This window comes from Bacillus cereus (genome assembly GCF_015071065.1).
Classification (GTDB): domain Bacteria; phylum Bacillota; class Bacilli; order Bacillales; family Bacillaceae_G; genus Bacillus_A; species Bacillus_A cereus_BA.
In genome coordinates, this window is record NZ_VOVA01000002.1 from 353,661 (window position 1) to 372,054 (window position 18,394).

Consider the following 18,394-nt stretch of genomic DNA (forward strand, 5'->3'; position numbering starts at 1 on the left):
AGTGAGTTTTGCAATAGAAATAGTAATTCCGGCACCAATTGATGTTGTGTTTGATTATGTAAATAATGACGAGAAAATAATGGAATGGAGTACCTTTATGGTAGAGAATAGGTATTCTCCAAACGTAGATGTAAACAATCCTCGTGAAGGTGATAAATATATATCCGTGCAAAAGATGGGGAAGAAAATATATGAGTTTGAGGCGGAAATTTTAGAGTGTGAAGCACCTTATATTGTGTCAATTGGATGTGACATGAAGCAAGGCTATACAGCCGTAACTTATATGTTAGAAGAAGATGAAGAAGGTACATCGCTTACCTTAATCCTAGAATTTGAACCGAAGAATTTTTTATATAAGATTATGTATAAGTTGACTGGATGGATGACACGTGCAGTATATATGGGGGAAATGGAACGTTTAGCAGAGTGCGTAGATGCTGCATATTCTCAGAAAAAAGGATTATAATTTTGTAAAATAAAAAACCTGCCAAACTCGGCAGGTTTTTTATTTTACTACTTTTTCAATCATGCTTTCCATTACATGTTCCCAAAGAGAAGTATCATCAGCTAATGTAGCACGGAAATTAGCATACATTTCTTTTTGTTTTTCCTCGAATGTTGGATCTTCTTTTTCAGGCAATGTAGCTCGCATGGAAGTTACTAATTCTTGTACTTTTGGAGCGCGTGGTCCAAAGACGGCTTGTTCATTTCCGTCTTTATCAATGAAAATAAAGATTGGAATCGCACGTGCTGTTCCGTTTGTTAAGTATTGATCCATTAACTCTAAGTTTTCATCGCGAATTAATAAACGCATATCGATATTTGCAACTTCAGAAATTCGTTTCATGACAGGTACACATAAAAGAGCGTCGCCGCACCAGTCAGCTGTTAGTACGATAACGCGCCAGCCATCATTTTGACGTTCTTCTAAAACTGGAAGTAATTCATTTGGAATTAAAAAGTTATTGTAAATGTGTAGTAGCTCGTATTGGTTTACTTTCATTTCATTTACATATGTATCAAAGGACATGCCTTTATCAGCCCATTGCTGTAAGTTCATAAGTAACACCTCTTTAGTATGATTTGCTTTCATTGTATCAATTTTTATATAGAAAAGCTTGTATTCTTACTCTTTCTTATCACATAATAATTTATTTAGTGTGAAAAGGAATAGTGCGACACATAATTCAGCTGTATTTGACATTTGTATGCTCTCTATCCAGTCGTCGGCAGTATGAATGACGAACCAATCTAGTGTAATTTCAATAATGGAGAGAAGAGCAATTGAGAGCCAATTAGGCATATTTGTTGTCATTGGATATAACAGTACTTTAAAGAAGATTAAGATTAAGTATGTAATACCATCTAAGAAAAGGATAAATAAAAAGAAGAGTAGTAGAGCTGCTCGTGATGAGTATTCTATACCGGCAATTTGAAAAATTCCTACATATACAAAAAAAATAAATGTAAAAATTATAATGAGAAAAAGAGCAATAATACTAATGATAATTGTTTTATCTTTTAGGCTGAAATTAGAGAACTTGTCCTCCTCATCCATTGACTTCACTCCTTTTTCTGGAAAATCAATTTCATTGTAGCATGAAGTATATACTAAAAAAACTACGAATTATGGAAAAAAAGGTGACAAAAAGTAAGATTTCATGTAAAATTATTAATAAGGTTTTTATTTAACTAAATTAAATAAAAGGGGCTGTCAAAGTTGTCTCAAAATAGAGAGCAATTAATGGAAGAACTATCGACAAATGTTTTTGCTATGTTTCGCACGTTGCGTAATGATATTGGAAAAATATTTGGTGGTTACATACCGTGGAATGAGTTCATCGTCCTTAGAATATTGAATCGTACGAATAAAGAAATGGTATCACGTGTAGCTAATGAGTTAAATGTGTCGAATAGTCATATTACAGCCGTTACAGAAAAATTAATTAATAAAGGCTTTGTAACTCGTTCACGTTCTACGTCAGATCGCAGAGTTGTATATTTAGAAATTACAGAACAAGGGAAAGATTTAGTGGCGAAAATGGAAGGTGAGAAAAAGAAATATTTACAAGAAAGATTTTCCGCACTTTCAGAAGATGAAATGAATATAATGATATCTATTTCTCAAAAACTTATTTAAGTAATTACAATAAAGAAAACGCTTACGTAATTACGGTAAAGGCCTTCCTTATATTGGGGAGGCCTTCTTTCGTATGTAAAAGATTATAAAAAAGAAAATATGTACCATACTACTAGTAAAGGAAGGAGGCAGAAGTATGACAAATCGTAATGGTAGTCAAGGAAGTGGAAATCAAGGTTCACCAAAATCAGGGCAATTCCAGCAGGAGTTTAGTACTGAATTTGAAACGGGAAATGATAATAAAGGAAAAGAATATCGTTCGAAAAAAGGAAGTAAATCAAAAAAGGAGTGAAATGATTCACTCCTTTTTTGATTTAAGATACTGCAGATTGATCCGTATTATATTTTTCTTCTGATTTTGCAACAATCATTGCACAAATTGCATCACCGGAAATATTTACAGCAGTTCTAGACATATCTAGAATGCGGTCAATACCGATAATTAAAGCAATGCCTTCTACTGGTAGATTTACTTGATTTAAAACCATCGTAAGCATTACTAGTCCAACACCTGGTACACCTGCAGTACCGATACTAGCTAGTACAGCAGTTAATACGACCATAGCTAATTGTGGTAATGTAAGTTCAACGCCGTATACTTGAGCGATAAATACAGTTGCTACCCCTTGCATAATAGCAGTACCATCCATATTAATCGTTGCACCTAGTGGTTGTACAAAAGAGCTTATCGCTTTTGGAACTCCAAGTTTTTCTTGGGCGGTTTTCATGGCAAATGGAAGGGACGCATTAGAGCTAGATGTACTAAACCCAATTGCCATTACCGGACCGAAATGTTTAAAGAAACGAATAATACTTTCTTTGGCTAGTACCTTTAATAAGCCGCCGTATACGAAGACACCGTGAATAATGAGTACCAACATAACGACAATCATATACTTGAACATCGCAGCGACGCCTGCAAGACCCATTTTACCAACGGACGAAGCGAGCAACCCGAATGTTCCGATTGGAGCTAATTTCATGACGAGATTAACAAGATACATCATTAATTCGTTACCCTGTTCAAGTAATGAATGGACACCTTGAACTCGTTTTCCTAAAACAGCTAAACCGAGTCCGATCAATGCGGCAAAGGCAATAATTTGTAGCATGTTCCCATCAGCCATCGCTTTTGCTGGATTATCCGGTACAATATTCAGCAATGTATCGACGAAAGATGTTTCAGTTTTTGCACCTTCATACTTAAGCCCTTCTGTTTTAAAATTACCGCCAGCCCCTGGTTTTATAATAAGTGCGAATGTAACCGCAATGGAGATGGCAACTGCTGTTGTTACGAGAAAGAATGAAATTGATTTTAAGCCGATTCTTCCAAGCTGTTTCGGATCTCCAAGACCAGCAGCCCCAAGTACGATAGAAATGAATACAACAGGAACAACTAGCATTTTAATGAGTCGAATAAACAATTGACCAAGTGGATTGAACACATATTGATTTAATGGCTCGAAAATGGATGGAGCAGCTAAATTTAAAGTGAGTCCAACGACTAGGCCGAGAAATAATGCAATTAAGATTGCTTTTGTTTGTTTCAATAAAAGCCCCCCTTGTTTTTGTAAAAGTACTTTCTAAGTTAATTGTACCGAAAAAATACCTGTTTTGACAATATTTTCTGAATATTTTGTATAAAAATATCTGTTTGAATATAGATAGACCAATTTTGCTGAAATAAGCGAAGAGAGTTAAATTATGTATTTGGAAAAAAATAGGCCATCACATGATGGCCTAGGGAAGGGGACAATTTATGTCAATTTAATTAGGGATGGAAGCTATTCAAAGACACTGGGGAATGTCTTATAAATTAGGGAGGAACAGCTTCGATACATATACTATAAAAGATAGATGTGACCTAGATGTGAACATAGAGTGAAAGAGAGAGGGAGTTTTAAGTAAGAAGAAAGAGAGAATAAAAAAATAAGACCATCACATATAGGATGGCCTAGGGAAGGGGACAATTTATGTCAATTTAATTAGGGATGGAAGCTATTCAAAGACACTGGGGAATGTCTTATAAATTAGGGAGGAATAGCTCCGATACGTATACTATAAAAGGTGGATGTGACTTAGATGTGAACATAGAGTGAAAGAGAGAGGGAGTTTTAAATAAAAGATAGAAAGAACAAAAAAATAAGACCATCACATATAGGATGGTCAAGGGAAGGGGACAATTTATGTCAATTTAATTAGGGATGGAAGCTATTCAAAGACACTGGGGAATGTCTTATAAATTAGGGAGGAATAGCTCCGATACGTATACTATAAAAGGTAGATGTGATCTAGATGTGAACATAGAGTGAAAGAGAAAGGGATTTTTAAGTAAGAAGAAAGAGAGAATAAAAAAATAAGACCATCACATATAGGATGGTCAAAGGAAGGGGACAATTTATGTCAATTTAATTAGGGATGGAAAGCTGTTCAAGACACTGGGGAATGTCTTATAAATTAGGGAGGAACAGCTCCGATACGTATACTATAAAAGGTAGATGTGACCCTCGTGTGAACTTGGAGTGAAAGATATGGGAATTTGAAAAGGGATAAAATAGTTGTTGTTGTAAGAGTTATGGTATAAGTGGAGATATAATAGAGAATATTCTTTTGTAAAACGATAGGAGTCTGAATATAAATAAAAGTTGAAATCTATGAAAAAAAGGATTATGCTCAACTATATTATAAGAATATAAGGTTTATCCCGCTACTTGTAGGCTCTTAAAGAGTCTTTATTTATGAGGGGATAAAAGCTTCACTTGATAAAGGGAGTTAGTGATATGGAAGTAGCAAAAAAACAAGGGTTGTATAATCGCTTTATACGATTAAATCCACCACAGATTTTAGCATTAGGCTTTTTTTGTTTAATTGTGGTCGGAGGATTGTTATTAAAGTTACCGTTTGCAACGAAAGTACATATTAGTTGGATAGATGCTTTCTTTACAGCTACGTCGGCAGCGACTGTAACGGGTTTAGGTGTTGTAGATACTGCAAGTACGTTTACGATGTTTGGTGAAATTGTTATTATGTTTTTAATTCAAACAGGTGGTCTCGGTCTTATGACGATAGCCATTTTAATTGTTTGGGTATTAGGAAAAAAAATTGGTTTACGCCACCGGTTATTAATTGGAGAAGCATTTAATCAAACAAATATTGGTGGTCTTGTGAAATTAGTGAAACGTGTCTTTATTTTTTCTATTTGTATTGAGCTAATTGGAGTTATCTTTTTATCGATTCGCTTTATTCCAGAGTTTGGCTTTGGAAAAGGTTTATACTATAGTATTTTTCACGTTATTGCGTCATATAATAATGCCGGCTTTGCACTTTGGCCAGATAATTTAACAAGATATGTAGGAGATCCTATTATTAATATTGGGATTTGTTCTTTAATTGTAATAGGAGGGTTAGGGTTTACGGTATTAATTGATATATGGTATAGCCGTAGTTTCCGAAAATTATCACTGCACTCTAAAATCATGATTGTTGGAACGATAGCACTTAATGTTATTGCGATGATTGTGATTTTTGTATTGGAATATAATAATGTGAAGACTTTGGGACACTTATCTTTAAATGAAAAGTTATGGGCTTCGTTCTTCCAAGGAATTACACCTCGTACAGCCGGTTTTAACACTGTAGATTATGGAGGGATGGAAGAGTCATCGATACTATTTACGATGGTATTAATGTTTATTGGTGCGGGAAGTGTATCGACAGGCGGTGGAATTAAGTTAACAACATTTGTTATTTTAATTACATCAGTTCTTTCTTTCTTTAGAAAGAAAGAGGATTTTGTTTTATTTCAGCGTACGATTAAAATGTCGACAGTAACGAGAGCGTTAGCAATTGTCGTTGCTAGTCAAATACTTATTTTTACAGCGGTATTTGTATTAATGCTTACAGAAGACTTCAGTTTTATTCAGTTATTATTTGAGACAATTTCAGCGTTTGGCACAGTAGGGTTAACAATGGGGATTACTGCGAAGCTATCGGCGTTTGGAAAATGTATTATTATGTTTGTTATGTTTTGTGGATTAATCGGACCGTTAACACTTGTGTTCTCTTTGGCACGACCAGCGAAACAAAAAATTAAATATCCATCAGAAGATGTATTTACAGGATAAGGTATCCCGCATAAAGCGAGATACCTTTTTCTTTTTAAAAAAGAGAGAACAATAAACCAATAAGCGCCACTCGGAATAAAATCGCAATGAGTGCAGCGATACCACCCACAATGGCAGCGGTACCGCCAGTTACAGTAGCCCCGCGATTATAAGCGTAAATACCAAGTAGAACAGACACAAGACCAAATAGTGTTGGGAATGTGAATAATGATAATATTGCTAAAGCAAGAGCAATAAAACCAGCAGTCGATCCAGCTGCAGATGATCTTACATCATCGTTATCTTTATCATCATAATCAATACGCTGTGGCGCAACTTCAGCTGCGTATTCTTCTTTATAGTCACTATAATCACTATCTATTCGATCTCTTTTTTTATATTCATCAAATTTCTCAGTCAAAGTAAGGACTCCTTTCATAACAAGGTTCAATAATAGTATGTTTCTCTTTACTGTTTTTATCCCGCTATTTGCGAGCAGTAAGGCTCCCGCCTCAAAATTCGGCTGGAGCGAAGAAGTTAGGTGGGAGCCCTGTTGCCCGTAAACGCCCGATTGGTGAAGGCTAATAATCAGTGGGGGATGAACAAAACCCCCACTAATTAAAGTTTCACTTTATCCGAGCCTGTACAGGGAGTAATATCCAATTGGAAAGTAAAAATGTTTTTTCAAAATAGGAAAACTAAGTATGACTTCCTCTATTTTGGAAAGTATAAAAAAGAATAATGAGGAAAGGGTGCAATACATAATGGAACATCCAATTGAAAATTTAATGAAAACAGCAATGACAAATTTAAAAGAGATGGTAGATGTAAATACGATTGTTGGAAGTCCAGTTTCAACAGCTGACGGAAATGTAGTATTAACAGTGTCTCAAGTGGCTTTCGGTTTTGGTGCCGGCGGAAGTGACTTTAAAGGTGATTTTATTTCCGAAAAACATAATAACGGACAAGGGCAGCATAAAGAGAACAAGCAAAGTCATCCATTCGGAGGCGGAAGCGGGGCTGGGGTTTCTATTAGCCCAGTTGCTTTTTTAGTAGTTGGTTCTAACGGTGTGCAAGTGTTGCATCTCAATAGTAGTACACATTTAATTGAAAAAGCGTTAAATACTGTACCAAGCACTGTAGATAAATTTGTAAATGGTCGCCACAAGTGAACTTGCATTTTTTAGGAATTATGATATATTAGAAAAAGTGCGCTTTAGGATGATCGGAATAATTGAACTGTAAATATATATGATGTGTGGAATAAGGGAGAGGAATTTATGATTAATATCAAAAACTTAGTAGTTGGCTTATTTATGTTAGTAAGCGGTTTTGTTGTATATGTAATAAAAGAAAAAGCTCCATTCTAAAACAGACAAACCGTTAATGTCTGTTTTTAATTTGTAAAAAATGTTGACAAGTTATTGTATTGGTGTTAAAATTTTAATTCGTGTCTCGGTTAAAGCTAGTGTAAAGTAAATAAATCTTATGAATATAATACGAAAAGTTTGCGAAAGATCGGGTAGTCTTACCAACAACTTTTGTGAACAAACCCTATAAATTGTATATGTAAGCTTTATATGTATACTAGTGAATCAAGGAGCGGTCAGTGGAACCGTAATGATGAGAGAGAGGTAGGGCTTTCATCCAGTATATGTTACTTTCCCGTTAGGTGAATATAAAAAAGAGGGCTCCTTTTCAAAAGGAGCCCTCTTTCTATAGATAAATTGAAACTATAATCAGTGAGACCATTCCCGTTAAATATTAGCTCACAAATAATGTGATAAAAATGATTAAGCGCGGTTTTCAACTTGCTGACAAATTTCATCTGTTGTTAAACCATGTGCTGTAATCACAGATCCTTTTATCGATGTATCTGCAATACCCATTATATTAGAATCTTGCCCAGTTACAACACAACAATCACAACCTTGTGCATCACTTTCAGAGTTAAGTGAAACGACTTCATGCCCTTGTTGCTGAAGGGCTTGTTGAACATCAGTTAAAGAGTTCTCAACACCAATTCTAGCCATAATTTTCACCTCCTACCATCTAGTTGCTAGTATGCTCAAGTTCATAGCATATATTTATGAAAAGATGGTAGGAAGAGAATATTTGTTTAGTCGTTATATACACCAGTAAGCATTTGACTTACGAATTGATCGTTTAAAGTATCTTGGGCGGAAGAAGTATTTGAATGAATGTCGATTGAAGCTGTATAGTTGTTATGTTTCTTGCTATGTGGTTCTACTTCAACGTAATTATCGAATTTACAAAAACCTTTCGTATCCATTAGGTCAAATAGTTGAAGCATTTCTACTACCTCTTGTCTCGTTCCTTTAATTTGTACACACGCCATATTGATTTCCTCCTTCATTTTGACAAATTGTTTTTTAAAAATAGGATTATGATTACGAAATGAAAAATATGAATGTTATTTTTAGACAGCGTTATTTTTATTATTTTCCCCCTTTTTCAGCAAAAGTCGTTGTATATTCCTGAATTTATAAAAACGGACGTCCGTTTATTGAATACAATAGATTCGTATCAATTGACAAAAATCCTTCTTTTAAACAAATATTTTTTTTAGTGGAAATTGGCGAAAAAAAATTTTTGACTTTTTGTAAACGTTAACAATGTTGTTAAATCAGTATAAATAAAGATGTGCGTACGATTAAAAATTAAAAATTTTCTAAAAATTCACTTGATTTATTTAGAAAGGAGAGTAAACTAGGAAACAATAAAAAACTCATAGAACATAGGGGGCGCTTTCCAGTGAACGAGCAATGGATTTTCTTAAATGGAGAATTTGTTCCAAAAGACGAAGCAAAAGTTTCAGTATATGATCATGGCTATTTATATGGCGATGGAGTGTTCGAAGGGATTAGGGTGTATAGCGGTAATGTTTTCCGTTTGAGAGAACATCTTGTCCGGTTATATGAATCAGCGAAATCCATCATGTTAGAAATTCCATATACGTTAGAAGAAGCAACGAAGATCGTTGTTGAAACGATTCGACATAATAAACTATCTAATGGATATATCCGCCTAGTCGTGTCAAGAGGACCAGGGGATCTTGGATTAGATCCCGATTCTTGTACGAAACCAAATGTAGTAGTAATTGCAGAACAACTATCTTTATTCCCACAAGAATATTATGAAAAAGGGATTCCAATTATAACAGTTGCAACGCGTCGTAATCGCCCAGATGTTTTGTCGCCTCAAGTAAAATCTTTAAATTACTTAAATAATATTTTAGTTCGCATTGAAGCGAAATTAGCTGGAGTACAAGAAGCACTTATGTTAAATGATCAAGGGTATGTAGCTGAAGGCTCTGGAGATAACGTATTTATTGTAAAAGGAAATAAATTAATTACACCGCCAAGTTCTGCTGGAGCGTTAGAAGGTATTACACGAAACGCGATTTTAGAAATCGGCGAAAAACTTGGATATGACGTAAGAGAAGAATTATTTACAAGGCACGATGTATATGTAGCTGATGAAGTATTTTTAACAGGAACAGCTGCTGAAGTAATTGCTGTTACGACAGTAGATGGAAGAACGATTGGTTTAGGTAGAACAGGGCCACATACGAATCGTTTATTAGAAGAATTCCGTAAATTAGTTGTAGAAGATGGAGAGAAAATTTACGAAGAAAATAAAGTTGGATAATAGCTCTTTATGACATGATAAAGCGTTGATAGGGAGGAGTAGTTGACTGTGAAGCCTCACAGAGAGTCGGTGGTTGCTGGAAACCGATGGTTCACGTCGACGAACATCACCCTTGAGTGCTAAGCTGAAGCGTTTGTTTAGGCTTAGACGGTAGCCCCGTTATTAGCTAGACTCATCCCGAGTCACTGAGGCAAGAGTATTCTTGCAAAGAAGGGTGGTACCGCGAAATCTTTCGTCCCTTCAGCACATAGCTGGAGTGTGGACGTAGGATTTTTTTATTTTATAAATGTTTTAAAAAAGGGGGCTTATAAGAAAAATGTCTTCAAAAACAGAAGAGAAACTGGCAACTGGTGCACAGTTATTGTTAGAAGCGCTAGAAAGAGAAGGCGTAGAGGTGATTTTTGGTTATCCAGGTGGTGCTGTTTTACCTCTATATGATGCACTTTATGATTGTGAGATTCCACATATTTTAACGAGGCATGAGCAAGGTGCAATTCATGCTGCTGAAGGATATGCAAGAATTACAGGGAATCCAGGAGTGGTAATTGCAACAAGTGGACCGGGTGCTACAAATGTTATTACTGGTCTAGCTGACGCGATGATTGATTCATTACCGCTTGTTGTATTTACAGGGCAAGTAGCAACAACGTTAATCGGAAGTGATGCTTTCCAAGAAGCAGATATTATGGGGCTTACGATGCCGGTGACAAAACATAATTATCAAGTGCGAAAAGCATCGGATTTACCCCGAATTATTAAAGAAGCATTTCATATCGCTAGAACAGGAAGACCGGGCCCAGTCGTAATTGACCTTCCGAAAGATATGGTCGTAGAGCAAGGCGAGCGATGTAGCGACGTACAAATGGACTTACCAGGATACCAGCCTAATTATGAACCGAATCTACTACAAATAAACAAATTATTACAAGCGATTGAGGTCTCAAAAAAGCCGTTAATTTTAGCTGGAGCAGGTGTATTGCATGCGAAAGCATCGAAAGAATTAACAAGTTTTGCTCGCAAATATCATATTCCAGTTGTTCATACATTACTTGGTCTTGGTGGGTTTCCGCCAGATGATGAACTATTTCTAGGGATGGGAGGAATGCACGGTTCATACACCGCAAATATGGCGTTATATGAATGTGACTTACTTATTAATATAGGTGCAAGATTTGATGATCGTCTTACTGGAAATTTAGCTTATTTTGCTAAAGAAGCGATTGTCGCACATATAGATATTGATCCAGCGGAAATTGGGAAAAATGTGCCGACTGAAATCCCTATTGTTGCGAGTGCGAAGCAAGCATTAGAAGCTCTACTCAACTGTAAAGAAGGGGAAGTAGATTACAATGATTGGCTTTCGTTATTGAATAGTAGAAAAGAAAAATATCCTCTTTCTTACAAAGAACATGCAGAACGTATTAAACCTCAATATGCAATTGATATGTTATATGAAATTACGAAAGGAGAAGCGATTGTAACAACAGATGTTGGGCAACATCAAATGTGGGCAGCTCAATATTATCCACTGAAAAACCCAGATAGATGGGTAACCTCTGGGGGATTGGGAACAATGGGCTTCGGGTTTCCAGCAGCAATAGGTGCACAAATCGCAAAGCCTGAAGAACTAGTTATTGCAATTGTAGGTGATGCTGGATTTCAAATGACCTTGCAAGAACTTAGTGTGTTAAAAGAGCATTCTTTACCAGTTAAAGTTTTTATTTTAAATAATGAAGCTTTAGGGATGGTAAGACAATGGCAAGAGGAATTTTATAATAGGCGATATTCGCACTCTTTACTTTCATGCCAACCAGATTTTGTCGCGCTTGCCAATGCATATGGCATAAAAGGTATTCGTATTGAAGACCCACTTCTTGCAAAGCAACAATTACAGTATGCAATTGAATTAAGAGAGCCTGTTGTAATTGATTGCCGTGTACTTCAATCTGAAAAGGTTATGCCGATGGTTGCCCCAGGGAAAGGGGTTCACCAAATGGAGGGAGTGGAGAAAAGGTGAAGAGAATTGTAATAGCGACAGTTCGAAATCAAAGCGGTGTGTTAAATCGAATTACAGGTGTTATGACACGTAGACATTTTAATATTGAAAGTATTTCAGTAGGTCAAACGGAATCATCGGATATTTCGAGAATGACGATTGTTGTACACGTTGAAAATGAACAGCAAGTTGAGCAGTTAATTAAACAACTTCATAAGCAAATCGATGTACTGAAAGTATCAGATATTACAGAAGAAGCGATGATCGCTAGAGAACTTGCACTTATTAAAGTAGCAACGTCTGTAGCAAGAGCAGAATTATATAGTTTAATTGAACCATTTCGAGCCACTGTAATAGATGTTGGGAAGGATTCCATAGTGGTGCAAGTAACAGGTACTCAGGAGAAAGTAGAAGCGTTAATTGAATTACTTCGTCCATACGGTTTGAAAGAAATTGCTAGAACAGGTGTAACAGCATTTACACGTAGTATGAAAAAACAAGATAAACAAGTTATGTTAATTCAATAATTATTTAAATAATAGGGGGAAATGAAAATGGCGAAAGTTTATTATGAAAAAGACGTAACGGTAAATGTATTAAAGGAAAAGAAAGTAGCAATCATCGGATATGGATCGCAAGGCCATGCGCATGCGCAAAACTTACGTGATAACGGATTTGATGTGGTAGTAGGACTGAGGAAAGGGAAGTCATGGGATAAGGCGAAAGAAGACGGTTTTTCTGTATATACAGTAGGGGAAGCGGCGGAAAAAGCAGATGTAGTAATGATTCTACTACCTGATGAATTACAGCCGGAAGTATATGAAGCTGAAATTGCACCAAATTTACAAGGCGGCAATTCTCTCGTTTTCGCGCATGGATTTAATGTTCACTTTGATCAAGTAAAACCGCCAGCTAATGTAGATGTATTTTTAGTAGCACCGAAAGGTCCGGGACATCTAGTACGTCGTACGTTTGCGGAAGGGGGAGCAGTTCCTGCATTATTTGCAGTATATCAAGATGCAACAGGAACTGCGACTGAAAAGGCACTCTCCTATGCAGATGGAATTGGAGCGACGAGAGCGGGTGTATTAGAAACAACGTTTAAAGAAGAAACAGAAACAGATTTATTTGGAGAGCAAGCTGTACTTTGCGGCGGAGTGACTGCACTTGTAAAAGCGGGATTTGAAACGCTAGTTGATGCTGGCTATCAACCTGAACTTGCATATTTTGAATGTTTACATGAACTGAAACTAATTGTTGACCTTATGTATGAAGGCGGACTTGAAAATATGAGATATTCAGTTTCAGATACAGCGCAGTGGGGTGACTTCGTATCGGGACCACGCGTTGTTACTGAAGATACAAAGAAAGCGATGGGGGAAGTATTAGCAGAAATTCAAGATGGTACATTTGCAAGAGGCTGGATTGCAGAGCATAAAGCAGGAAGACCAAATTTCCAGGCGACAAATGAGAAAGAAAATGAACATGAAATCGAAGTAGTTGGACGTAAATTACGTGAAATGATGCCTTTTGTACAGCCACGAGTAAAGGTAGGGATTAAATAATATGAAGCAGATTTTGTTCATGGATACGACGCTTCGTGATGGCGAACAATCACCAGGAGTTAATTTAAATGAACAAGAGAAATTACAAATTGCGAGGCAACTAGAGAGACTTGGTATTAATGTAATGGAAGCTGGATTCGCAGCGGCTTCTGAAGGTGATTTTCAATCGGTAAAACGTATCGCGAATACCATTCAAAATGCTACGGTTATGAGTTTAGCTAGAGCAAAGGAAAGCGATATTCGAAGAGCATATGACGCAGTGAAAGGTGCTGTCTCTCCTCGTTTACACGTATTTTTAGCTACGAGTGATATTCATATGAAATATAAGCTTTGTATGTCGAAAGAAGATGTATTAGATAGCATTCATCGCTCAGTTACACTTGGAAAATCATTATTTCCAACAGTACAATTTTCAGCAGAAGATGCGACAAGAACAACGAGAGCATTTTTAGCTGAAGCAGTAGAAGTAGCGATCCGTGCAGGAGCGAATGTAATTAATATTCCTGATACAGTTGGATATACGAATCCAGAAGAATATTATTCTCTCTTTAAATATTTACAAGAAGCCGTTCCTTCGTATGAAAAAGCAATTTTCTCTTGTCACTGTCACGATGATCTTGGGATGGCGGTAGCGAATTCGTTAGCTGCAGTTGAAGGCGGAGCGTTACAAGTAGAAGGAACGATTAACGGAATTGGAGAAAGAGCAGGAAATGCAGCCTTAGAAGAAGTTGCGGTTGCTCTCCATATTAGAAAGGATTTCTATGAAGCAGAGTCCTCTATGACGTTAAAAGAAATTAAAGCGACAAGTACATTAGTAAGTCGTTTAACAGGTATGATTGTACCAAAAAATAAAGCGATTGTTGGAGCAAATGCATTCGCTCATGAATCAGGTATTCATCAAGATGGTGTTTTAAAAGAAGTGACGACATATGAAATTATTGAACCGGCGCTTATAGGTGAATCTCAAAATCTATTTGTACTTGGAAAACATTCTGGACGTCACGCATTTACGGAAAAAATGAAAGAATTAGGCTACGAATTTACGAACGAAGAACGAGATGCGGTGTTTGAAGCATTTAAAAAATTAGCTGATCGAAAAAAGGAAATTACAGAAGAAGATTTACGTGCGCTTATGCTTGGTGAAGCAGCATTTTCGGCACAACAATATAGCATTACGCAATTGCAAGTACACTTCGTATCAAATAGTACACAGTGTGCAACAGTTGTACTAAAAGATGAGGAAGGAAATATGTACGAAGATGCAGCAACTGGTTCTGGAAGTATTGAAGCGATTTATAATGCAATTCAAAGAATTTTAGGATTAGAATGTGAATTGGCGGATTATCGCATCCAATCTATTACGCAAGGTCAAGATGCACTTGCTCATGTACATGTTGAATTAAAAGAAGGAACGCATCAAGTATCAGGTTTTGGTGTTGCACAAGACGTATTGGAAGCTTCGGCAAGAGCGTATGTCCATGCGGCTGGAAAATTGAAATCTTTTATAACTCTTGTGAAATAAGTATTTGATAGGTGAGGAAGTCTTTCCTCACCTATCAAAAAAGTTCTGAAAATTCAAACAAAGGGGTGCTCGAATTGGAAAAACGTATCGTTTGTTTAGCTGGTGATGGTATTGGGCCGGAAATTATGGAAAGTGCGAAAGAAGTATTATACATGGTAGAGAGGCTATATGGACATCGTTTTTATTTACAGGATGAGCACTTTGGCGGAGCTGCTATTGATTTAAGCGGGCAGCCATTGCCACAACGAACGCTTGCCGCTTGTTTAGCGAGTGATGCAGTATTACTTGGAGCAGTTGGTGGACCACGGTGGGACGCTGCGAAAGAAAGACCGGAAAAAGGCTTACTAGCTCTGAGAAAAGGACTTGGTGTATTTGCGAATGTTCGCCCTGTAACAGTAGAAAGTGCAACCGCACATTTATCGCCATTAAAAAACGCAGATGAAATTGACTTCGTTGTCGTTCGTGAACTAACAGGTGGTATTTATTTCTCTTATCCAAAAGAAAGAACGGAAGAATCAGCAACTGATACACTTACGTATCATCGTCATGAAATTGAACGTATCGTGTCGTATGCTTTTCAATTAGCGAGTAAGAGAGAGAAAAAAGTAACGTCTATTGATAAAGCGAATGTTTTAGAATCTAGTAAACTATGGAGAGCTGTTACGGAAGAAGTAGCTCTTCGTTATCCTGATGTTGAATTAGAGCACATTTTAGTAGATGCAGCTGCTATGGAGTTAATTCGGAACCCAAGGAGATTTGACGTTATCGTAACAGAAAATTTATTTGGTGATATTTTAAGTGACGAGGCTTCTGTATTAGCAGGATCATTAGGAATGCTTCCATCGGCGAGTCATGCGGAAAACGGGCCATCTTTATATGAGCCTATTCACGGATCAGCACCAGATATTGCAGGAAAAAACAAAGCGAATCCAATTGCGATGATGCGTTCAGTTGCGATGATGCTCGGACAATCATTTGGATTAACGAGAGAAGGGTATGCAATTGAATCCGCAATATCTGCAGTTCTTAAATCTGGAAAATGTACAGCTGATATTGGGGGAGATGAGACGATAACTTCATTTACGAAGGCGGTTATTCAAGAAATGGAAGAGCAAGCGCTAGTAGGGAGAGGACGATAATGGGAAAAAGATTACTAGATAAGCTTTGGGAAAGACATGTAGTTGTAACGAATGAAAATGGATTGGATTTATTATATATCGATCTTCATCTCGTTCATGAAGTAACGTCACCGCAAGCCTTTGAAGGCTTGCGGCTTGCAAATCGAACTGTTCGAAGACCGGAATTAACGTTTGCAACGATGGATCATAATATTCCAACGATAGATGTTTGGAATATTACCGATCGTATTGCGAAGCAGCAATTGGATACACTTCGTGAGAACTGTAAACAATTTCAGGTGTCATTAGCTGATATTGGTGATGAAGAGCAAGGAATCGTTCACGTTATAGGACCAGAACTTGGACTCACGCAGCCAGGGAAAACGATTGTTTGTGGTGATAGTCATACAGCAACCCACGGTGCTTTCGGAGCGTTAGCATTTGGCATTGGTACGAGTGAAGTAGAACATGTATTAGCAACGCAAACGTTGTGGCAACGAAAGCCGAAAGCGATGGGAATTGAATTAAAAGGAAAGTTACCAAAAGGCGTTTATGCAAAGGATATTATTTTGCATCTCCTTTCAAAGTACGGTGTAGCAGTTGGAACTGGATATGCGATGGAATTTTACGGTGAGACGATTCATGCTATGGAAATGGAAGAGAGAATGACACTTTGCAATATGGCAATTGAAGGGGGAGCGAAAGCTGGCATCATTGCACCAGATGAGAAAACATTTTCTTATGTAAAAGGGCGTGAATATGCACCGAAAGACTATGAAACGTTTATGGGAAAATGGTCGGAGCTGTATACAGATTCAGATGCAATTTATGATTTACATATTTCGATAGATGTTACGGATTTAGCACCGTATGTCACTTGGGGAACAAATCCTAGTATGGGTGTTCGAATTGATGAAAAATTACCAGAAAAACATGATAAAAATGATGAAAGAGCATATTCGTATATGGGATTGAGTCCTGGACAAAGTACTTTTGAAATTCCAGTTCAGCATGTCTTCATTGGGTCTTGTACAAATTCTCGATTATCTGATTTAGAAATTGCAGCATCTGTTGTAAAAGGGAAAAAAGTGAAAGACGGTGTGCGAGCCCTTGTTGTGCCGGGTTCTAAAAGGATAAGAGAAGCAGCGATGCAAAAAGGATTACATCACATATTTGAAGAAGCGGGATTTGAATGGAGAGAGCCTGGATGTTCAATGTGTCTTGGAATGAATCCGGATCAAGTGCCTGAAGGGGAACATTGTGCATCTACTTCTAATCGTAATTTTGAAGGAAGGCAAGGGAAAGGAGCACGAACACATTTAGTAAGCCCAGCTATGGCAGCAGCGGCTGCGTTATATGGTCATTTTGTTGATATTAGAAAGGAGAATTATGATGGAGCCATTTCGTATTCATAAAGGTACTACCGCAGTACTTATGAATGATAACATTGATACTGATCAAATTATTCCGAAGCAATACTTAAAGAGAATTGAAAGGACGGGATTTGGAAAATATTTATTTGATGAGTGGCGTTACGATAATGAGCGCCATGAAAATCCTAATTTTCCTCTTAATGCACCAGACAGAAAAGGAGCAAGTATATTAATTACGGGTGATAATTTTGGGTGCGGTTCTTCAAGAGAACATGCTCCGTGGGCGCTTGCTGATTATGGTTTCCGCGTTATTATCGCCGGGGGATTTGCAGATATTTTTTATATGAATTGTATGAAAAATGGTATGTTGCCGATTGTAATGGATAAAGAAATGCGTGAACAACTTGCTAAAACGGATGCGAGAGAACAAATAGAAGTAGATTTAGAGAATGAGATAATTACAACGAATACGCATAGGGTTCATTTTACAATCGAGAAAATGTGGAAAGAGAAATTATTAAATGGTCTAGATGAAATTAGCATTACGATGCAATACGAACGAGAAATTGGAGAGTATGAAAGGGAGATAGCCTTATATTAAGAAATAACGGAATATTAAAAAATCATTTACATTCAGAATTAACTGTTATATACTATTTGAAAATCAGAGGAGAAAGGGAGTATGTATTATGAATATCGTGCAATCTATTAAAATGCTTACACAACTACATCATCATACATGAAACCCTTGAACCTAACGTGAAAACGTGTAGGCACAAGGGTTATTCCCGTTGTACCTACACTCTACTAAAGAGCCTTGTAGGTATTTATTCTACAAGGCTCTTTTTATTTTCGGTTTAGGTGAATGGAATGAGCATACATTAGAGAGGGAAAGGTGTGTGAAA

At 36.9% G+C, this 18,394-nt stretch carries 20 protein-coding genes, 1 pseudogene and 1 other annotated feature; of the genes and pseudogenes, 15 read left to right on the forward strand and 6 right to left on the reverse strand.

The window, feature by feature from the left end; translation table 11 throughout:
- Position 1 precedes the first annotated feature (1 nt).
- Positions 2-466 (forward strand): SRPBCC family protein, encoded by a 465-nt coding sequence (locus tag FT637_RS07795; protein WP_193645797.1) that lies wholly within the window; start codon positions 2-4, stop codon positions 464-466.
- Positions 467-505: 39 nt separating this feature from the next.
- On the opposite strand, the gene FT637_RS07800 is transcribed toward FT637_RS07795, so the two are convergent.
- Together FT637_RS07800 and FT637_RS07805 are read right to left on the reverse strand one after the other, a co-directional pair.
- The gene (locus FT637_RS07800) at positions 506-1,093 is read right to left on the reverse strand and encodes a thioredoxin family protein (protein ID WP_193645798.1); all 588 of its coding nucleotides are present in this window, start codon (positions 1,091-1,093) and stop codon (positions 506-508) included.
- A 33-nt stretch (positions 1,094-1,126) separates the two neighbouring features.
- Complete coding sequence (locus FT637_RS07805) at positions 1,127-1,558, reverse strand: regulatory YrvL family protein (RefSeq protein ID WP_193645799.1); 432 nt, start codon at positions 1,556-1,558, stop codon at positions 1,127-1,129.
- 162 nt (positions 1,559-1,720) lie between these two features.
- Here FT637_RS07805 and FT637_RS07810 point away from each other — a divergent pair, with 162 nt between their 5' ends.
- On the forward strand, positions 1,721-2,140 hold the full coding sequence (locus FT637_RS07810) for a MarR family winged helix-turn-helix transcriptional regulator (RefSeq protein WP_193645800.1): 420 nt from the start codon (positions 1,721-1,723) through the stop codon (positions 2,138-2,140).
- 136 nt (positions 2,141-2,276) lie between these two features.
- Entirely contained in the window at positions 2,277-2,432 is a 156-nt protein-coding gene (locus tag FT637_RS07815; RefSeq protein WP_002011733.1) for a hypothetical protein, read from the forward strand.
- A gap of 22 nt (positions 2,433-2,454) precedes the next feature.
- On the opposite strand, the gene FT637_RS07820 is transcribed toward FT637_RS07815, so the two are convergent.
- A complete protein-coding gene (locus FT637_RS07820; protein WP_193645801.1) occupies positions 2,455-3,690 on the reverse strand; it encodes a dicarboxylate/amino acid:cation symporter in 1,236 nt (411 codons plus the stop codon).
- A gap of 1,230 nt (positions 3,691-4,920) precedes the next feature.
- Between FT637_RS07820 and FT637_RS07825 the strand changes: the two genes are divergently transcribed.
- Positions 4,921-6,264, forward strand: a complete 1,344-nt coding sequence (locus FT637_RS07825) for a TrkH family potassium uptake protein (protein WP_193645802.1) — start codon at positions 4,921-4,923, stop codon at positions 6,262-6,264.
- 34 nt (positions 6,265-6,298) lie between these two features.
- Here the strand turns inward: FT637_RS07825 and FT637_RS07830 are convergent, their stop codons facing one another.
- On the reverse strand, positions 6,299-6,664 hold the full coding sequence (locus FT637_RS07830) for a hypothetical protein (RefSeq protein WP_016104280.1): 366 nt from the start codon (positions 6,662-6,664) through the stop codon (positions 6,299-6,301).
- Positions 6,665-6,947: 283 nt separating this feature from the next.
- Here FT637_RS07830 and ytfJ point away from each other — a divergent pair, with 283 nt between their 5' ends.
- Both ytfJ and FT637_RS07840 read left to right on the forward strand, forming a co-directional pair.
- Complete coding sequence (gene ytfJ, locus FT637_RS07835) at positions 6,948-7,415, forward strand: GerW family sporulation protein (protein ID WP_002075130.1); 468 nt, start codon at positions 6,948-6,950, stop codon at positions 7,413-7,415.
- 108 nt (positions 7,416-7,523) lie between these two features.
- Entirely contained in the window at positions 7,524-7,613 is a 90-nt protein-coding gene (locus FT637_RS07840) for a hypothetical protein (RefSeq protein ID WP_000608227.1), read from the forward strand.
- A gap of 423 nt (positions 7,614-8,036) precedes the next feature.
- On the opposite strand, the gene FT637_RS07845 is transcribed toward FT637_RS07840, so the two are convergent.
- Together FT637_RS07845 and FT637_RS07850 are read right to left on the reverse strand one after the other, a co-directional pair.
- Positions 8,037-8,276 carry a YkuS family protein gene (locus tag FT637_RS07845; protein ID WP_000101008.1) on the reverse strand — a complete coding sequence of 80 codons (240 nt, stop codon included), beginning with the start codon at positions 8,274-8,276 and terminating at the stop codon, positions 8,037-8,039.
- An 86-nt stretch (positions 8,277-8,362) separates the two neighbouring features.
- Positions 8,363-8,602 carry a DUF3911 family protein gene (locus FT637_RS07850; protein WP_000752501.1) on the reverse strand — a complete coding sequence of 80 codons (240 nt, stop codon included), beginning with the start codon at positions 8,600-8,602 and terminating at the stop codon, positions 8,363-8,365.
- 59 nt (positions 8,603-8,661) lie between these two features.
- On the opposite strand from FT637_RS07850, the pseudogene FT637_RS30445 reads away from it, so the two are divergent.
- The 9 genes and pseudogenes from FT637_RS30445 (at position 8,662) to leuD (ending at position 18,090) form a co-directional block, all read left to right on the forward strand.
- Positions 8,662-8,899, forward strand: a pseudogene (locus FT637_RS30445) (hypothetical protein).
- Between the two features lie 119 nt (positions 8,900-9,018).
- The gene (gene ilvE, locus FT637_RS07860; protein WP_193645803.1) at positions 9,019-9,915 is read left to right on the forward strand and encodes a branched-chain-amino-acid transaminase; all 897 of its coding nucleotides are present in this window, start codon (positions 9,019-9,021) and stop codon (positions 9,913-9,915) included.
- Between the two features lie 16 nt (positions 9,916-9,931).
- Positions 9,932-10,158: a binding site (T-box leader), on the forward strand.
- Between the two features lie 73 nt (positions 10,159-10,231).
- Positions 10,232-11,932, forward strand: a complete 1,701-nt coding sequence (gene ilvB, locus FT637_RS07865) for an acetolactate synthase large subunit (protein ID WP_193645804.1) — start codon at positions 10,232-10,234, stop codon at positions 11,930-11,932.
- Positions 11,929-12,438, forward strand: coding sequence for an acetolactate synthase small subunit (gene ilvN / locus FT637_RS07870; protein ID WP_193645805.1), 510 nt, complete (start codon positions 11,929-11,931; stop codon positions 12,436-12,438). The genes ilvB and ilvN overlap by 4 nt, the downstream gene beginning before the upstream one ends.
- Positions 12,439-12,465: 27 nt before the next feature.
- The gene (gene ilvC / locus FT637_RS07875; RefSeq protein WP_193645806.1) at positions 12,466-13,476 is read left to right on the forward strand and encodes a ketol-acid reductoisomerase; all 1,011 of its coding nucleotides are present in this window, start codon (positions 12,466-12,468) and stop codon (positions 13,474-13,476) included.
- A gap of 1 nt (position 13,477) precedes the next feature.
- Positions 13,478-14,998 (forward strand): 2-isopropylmalate synthase, encoded by a 1,521-nt coding sequence (gene leuA, locus FT637_RS07880; RefSeq protein ID WP_193645807.1) that lies wholly within the window; start codon positions 13,478-13,480, stop codon positions 14,996-14,998.
- A gap of 74 nt (positions 14,999-15,072) precedes the next feature.
- A complete protein-coding gene (leuB, locus tag FT637_RS07885) occupies positions 15,073-16,137 on the forward strand; it encodes a 3-isopropylmalate dehydrogenase (protein WP_193645808.1) in 1,065 nt (354 codons plus the stop codon).
- A complete protein-coding gene (leuC, locus tag FT637_RS07890) occupies positions 16,137-17,531 on the forward strand; it encodes a 3-isopropylmalate dehydratase large subunit (RefSeq protein ID WP_193645809.1) in 1,395 nt (464 codons plus the stop codon). Before leuB ends, leuC begins: the two co-directional genes overlap by 1 nt.
- A complete protein-coding gene (gene leuD, locus FT637_RS07895; protein ID WP_193645810.1) occupies positions 17,509-18,090 on the forward strand; it encodes a 3-isopropylmalate dehydratase small subunit in 582 nt (193 codons plus the stop codon). Before leuC ends, leuD begins: the two co-directional genes overlap by 23 nt.
- Positions 18,091-18,394: the final 304 nt, after the last annotated feature.

What these genes read in the sequence shown, in the direction of transcription:
- FT637_RS07800 (WP_193645798.1), bottom strand. Translation starts at nt 1,093, where the DNA reads ATGAAAGCAAATCATACTAAAGAGGTGTTACTTATGAACTTACAGCAA.
- FT637_RS07805 (WP_193645799.1), bottom strand. Translation starts at nt 1,558, where the DNA reads ATGGATGAGGAGGACAAGTTCTCTAATTTCAGCCTAAAAGATAAAACA.
- FT637_RS07815 (WP_002011733.1), top strand. Translation starts at nt 2,277, where the DNA reads ATGACAAATCGTAATGGTAGTCAAGGAAGTGGAAATCAAGGTTCACCA.
- FT637_RS07825 (WP_193645802.1), top strand. Translation starts at nt 4,921, where the DNA reads ATGGAAGTAGCAAAAAAACAAGGGTTGTATAATCGCTTTATACGATTA.
- ytfJ (WP_002075130.1), top strand. Translation starts at nt 6,948, where the DNA reads ATGACTTCCTCTATTTTGGAAAGTATAAAAAAGAATAATGAGGAAAGG.
- FT637_RS07840 (WP_000608227.1), top strand. Translation starts at nt 7,524, where the DNA reads ATGATTAATATCAAAAACTTAGTAGTTGGCTTATTTATGTTAGTAAGC.
- FT637_RS07845 (WP_000101008.1), bottom strand. Translation starts at nt 8,276, where the DNA reads ATGGCTAGAATTGGTGTTGAGAACTCTTTAACTGATGTTCAACAAGCC.
- FT637_RS07850 (WP_000752501.1), bottom strand. Translation starts at nt 8,602, where the DNA reads ATGGCGTGTGTACAAATTAAAGGAACGAGACAAGAGGTAGTAGAAATG.
- ilvB (WP_193645804.1), top strand. Translation starts at nt 10,232, where the DNA reads ATGTCTTCAAAAACAGAAGAGAAACTGGCAACTGGTGCACAGTTATTG.
- ilvC (WP_193645806.1), top strand. Translation starts at nt 12,466, where the DNA reads ATGGCGAAAGTTTATTATGAAAAAGACGTAACGGTAAATGTATTAAAG.
- leuA (WP_193645807.1), top strand. Translation starts at nt 13,478, where the DNA reads ATGAAGCAGATTTTGTTCATGGATACGACGCTTCGTGATGGCGAACAA.
- leuC (WP_193645809.1), top strand. Translation starts at nt 16,137, where the DNA reads ATGGGAAAAAGATTACTAGATAAGCTTTGGGAAAGACATGTAGTTGTA.
- leuD (WP_193645810.1), top strand. Translation starts at nt 17,509, where the DNA reads ATGGAGCCATTTCGTATTCATAAAGGTACTACCGCAGTACTTATGAAT.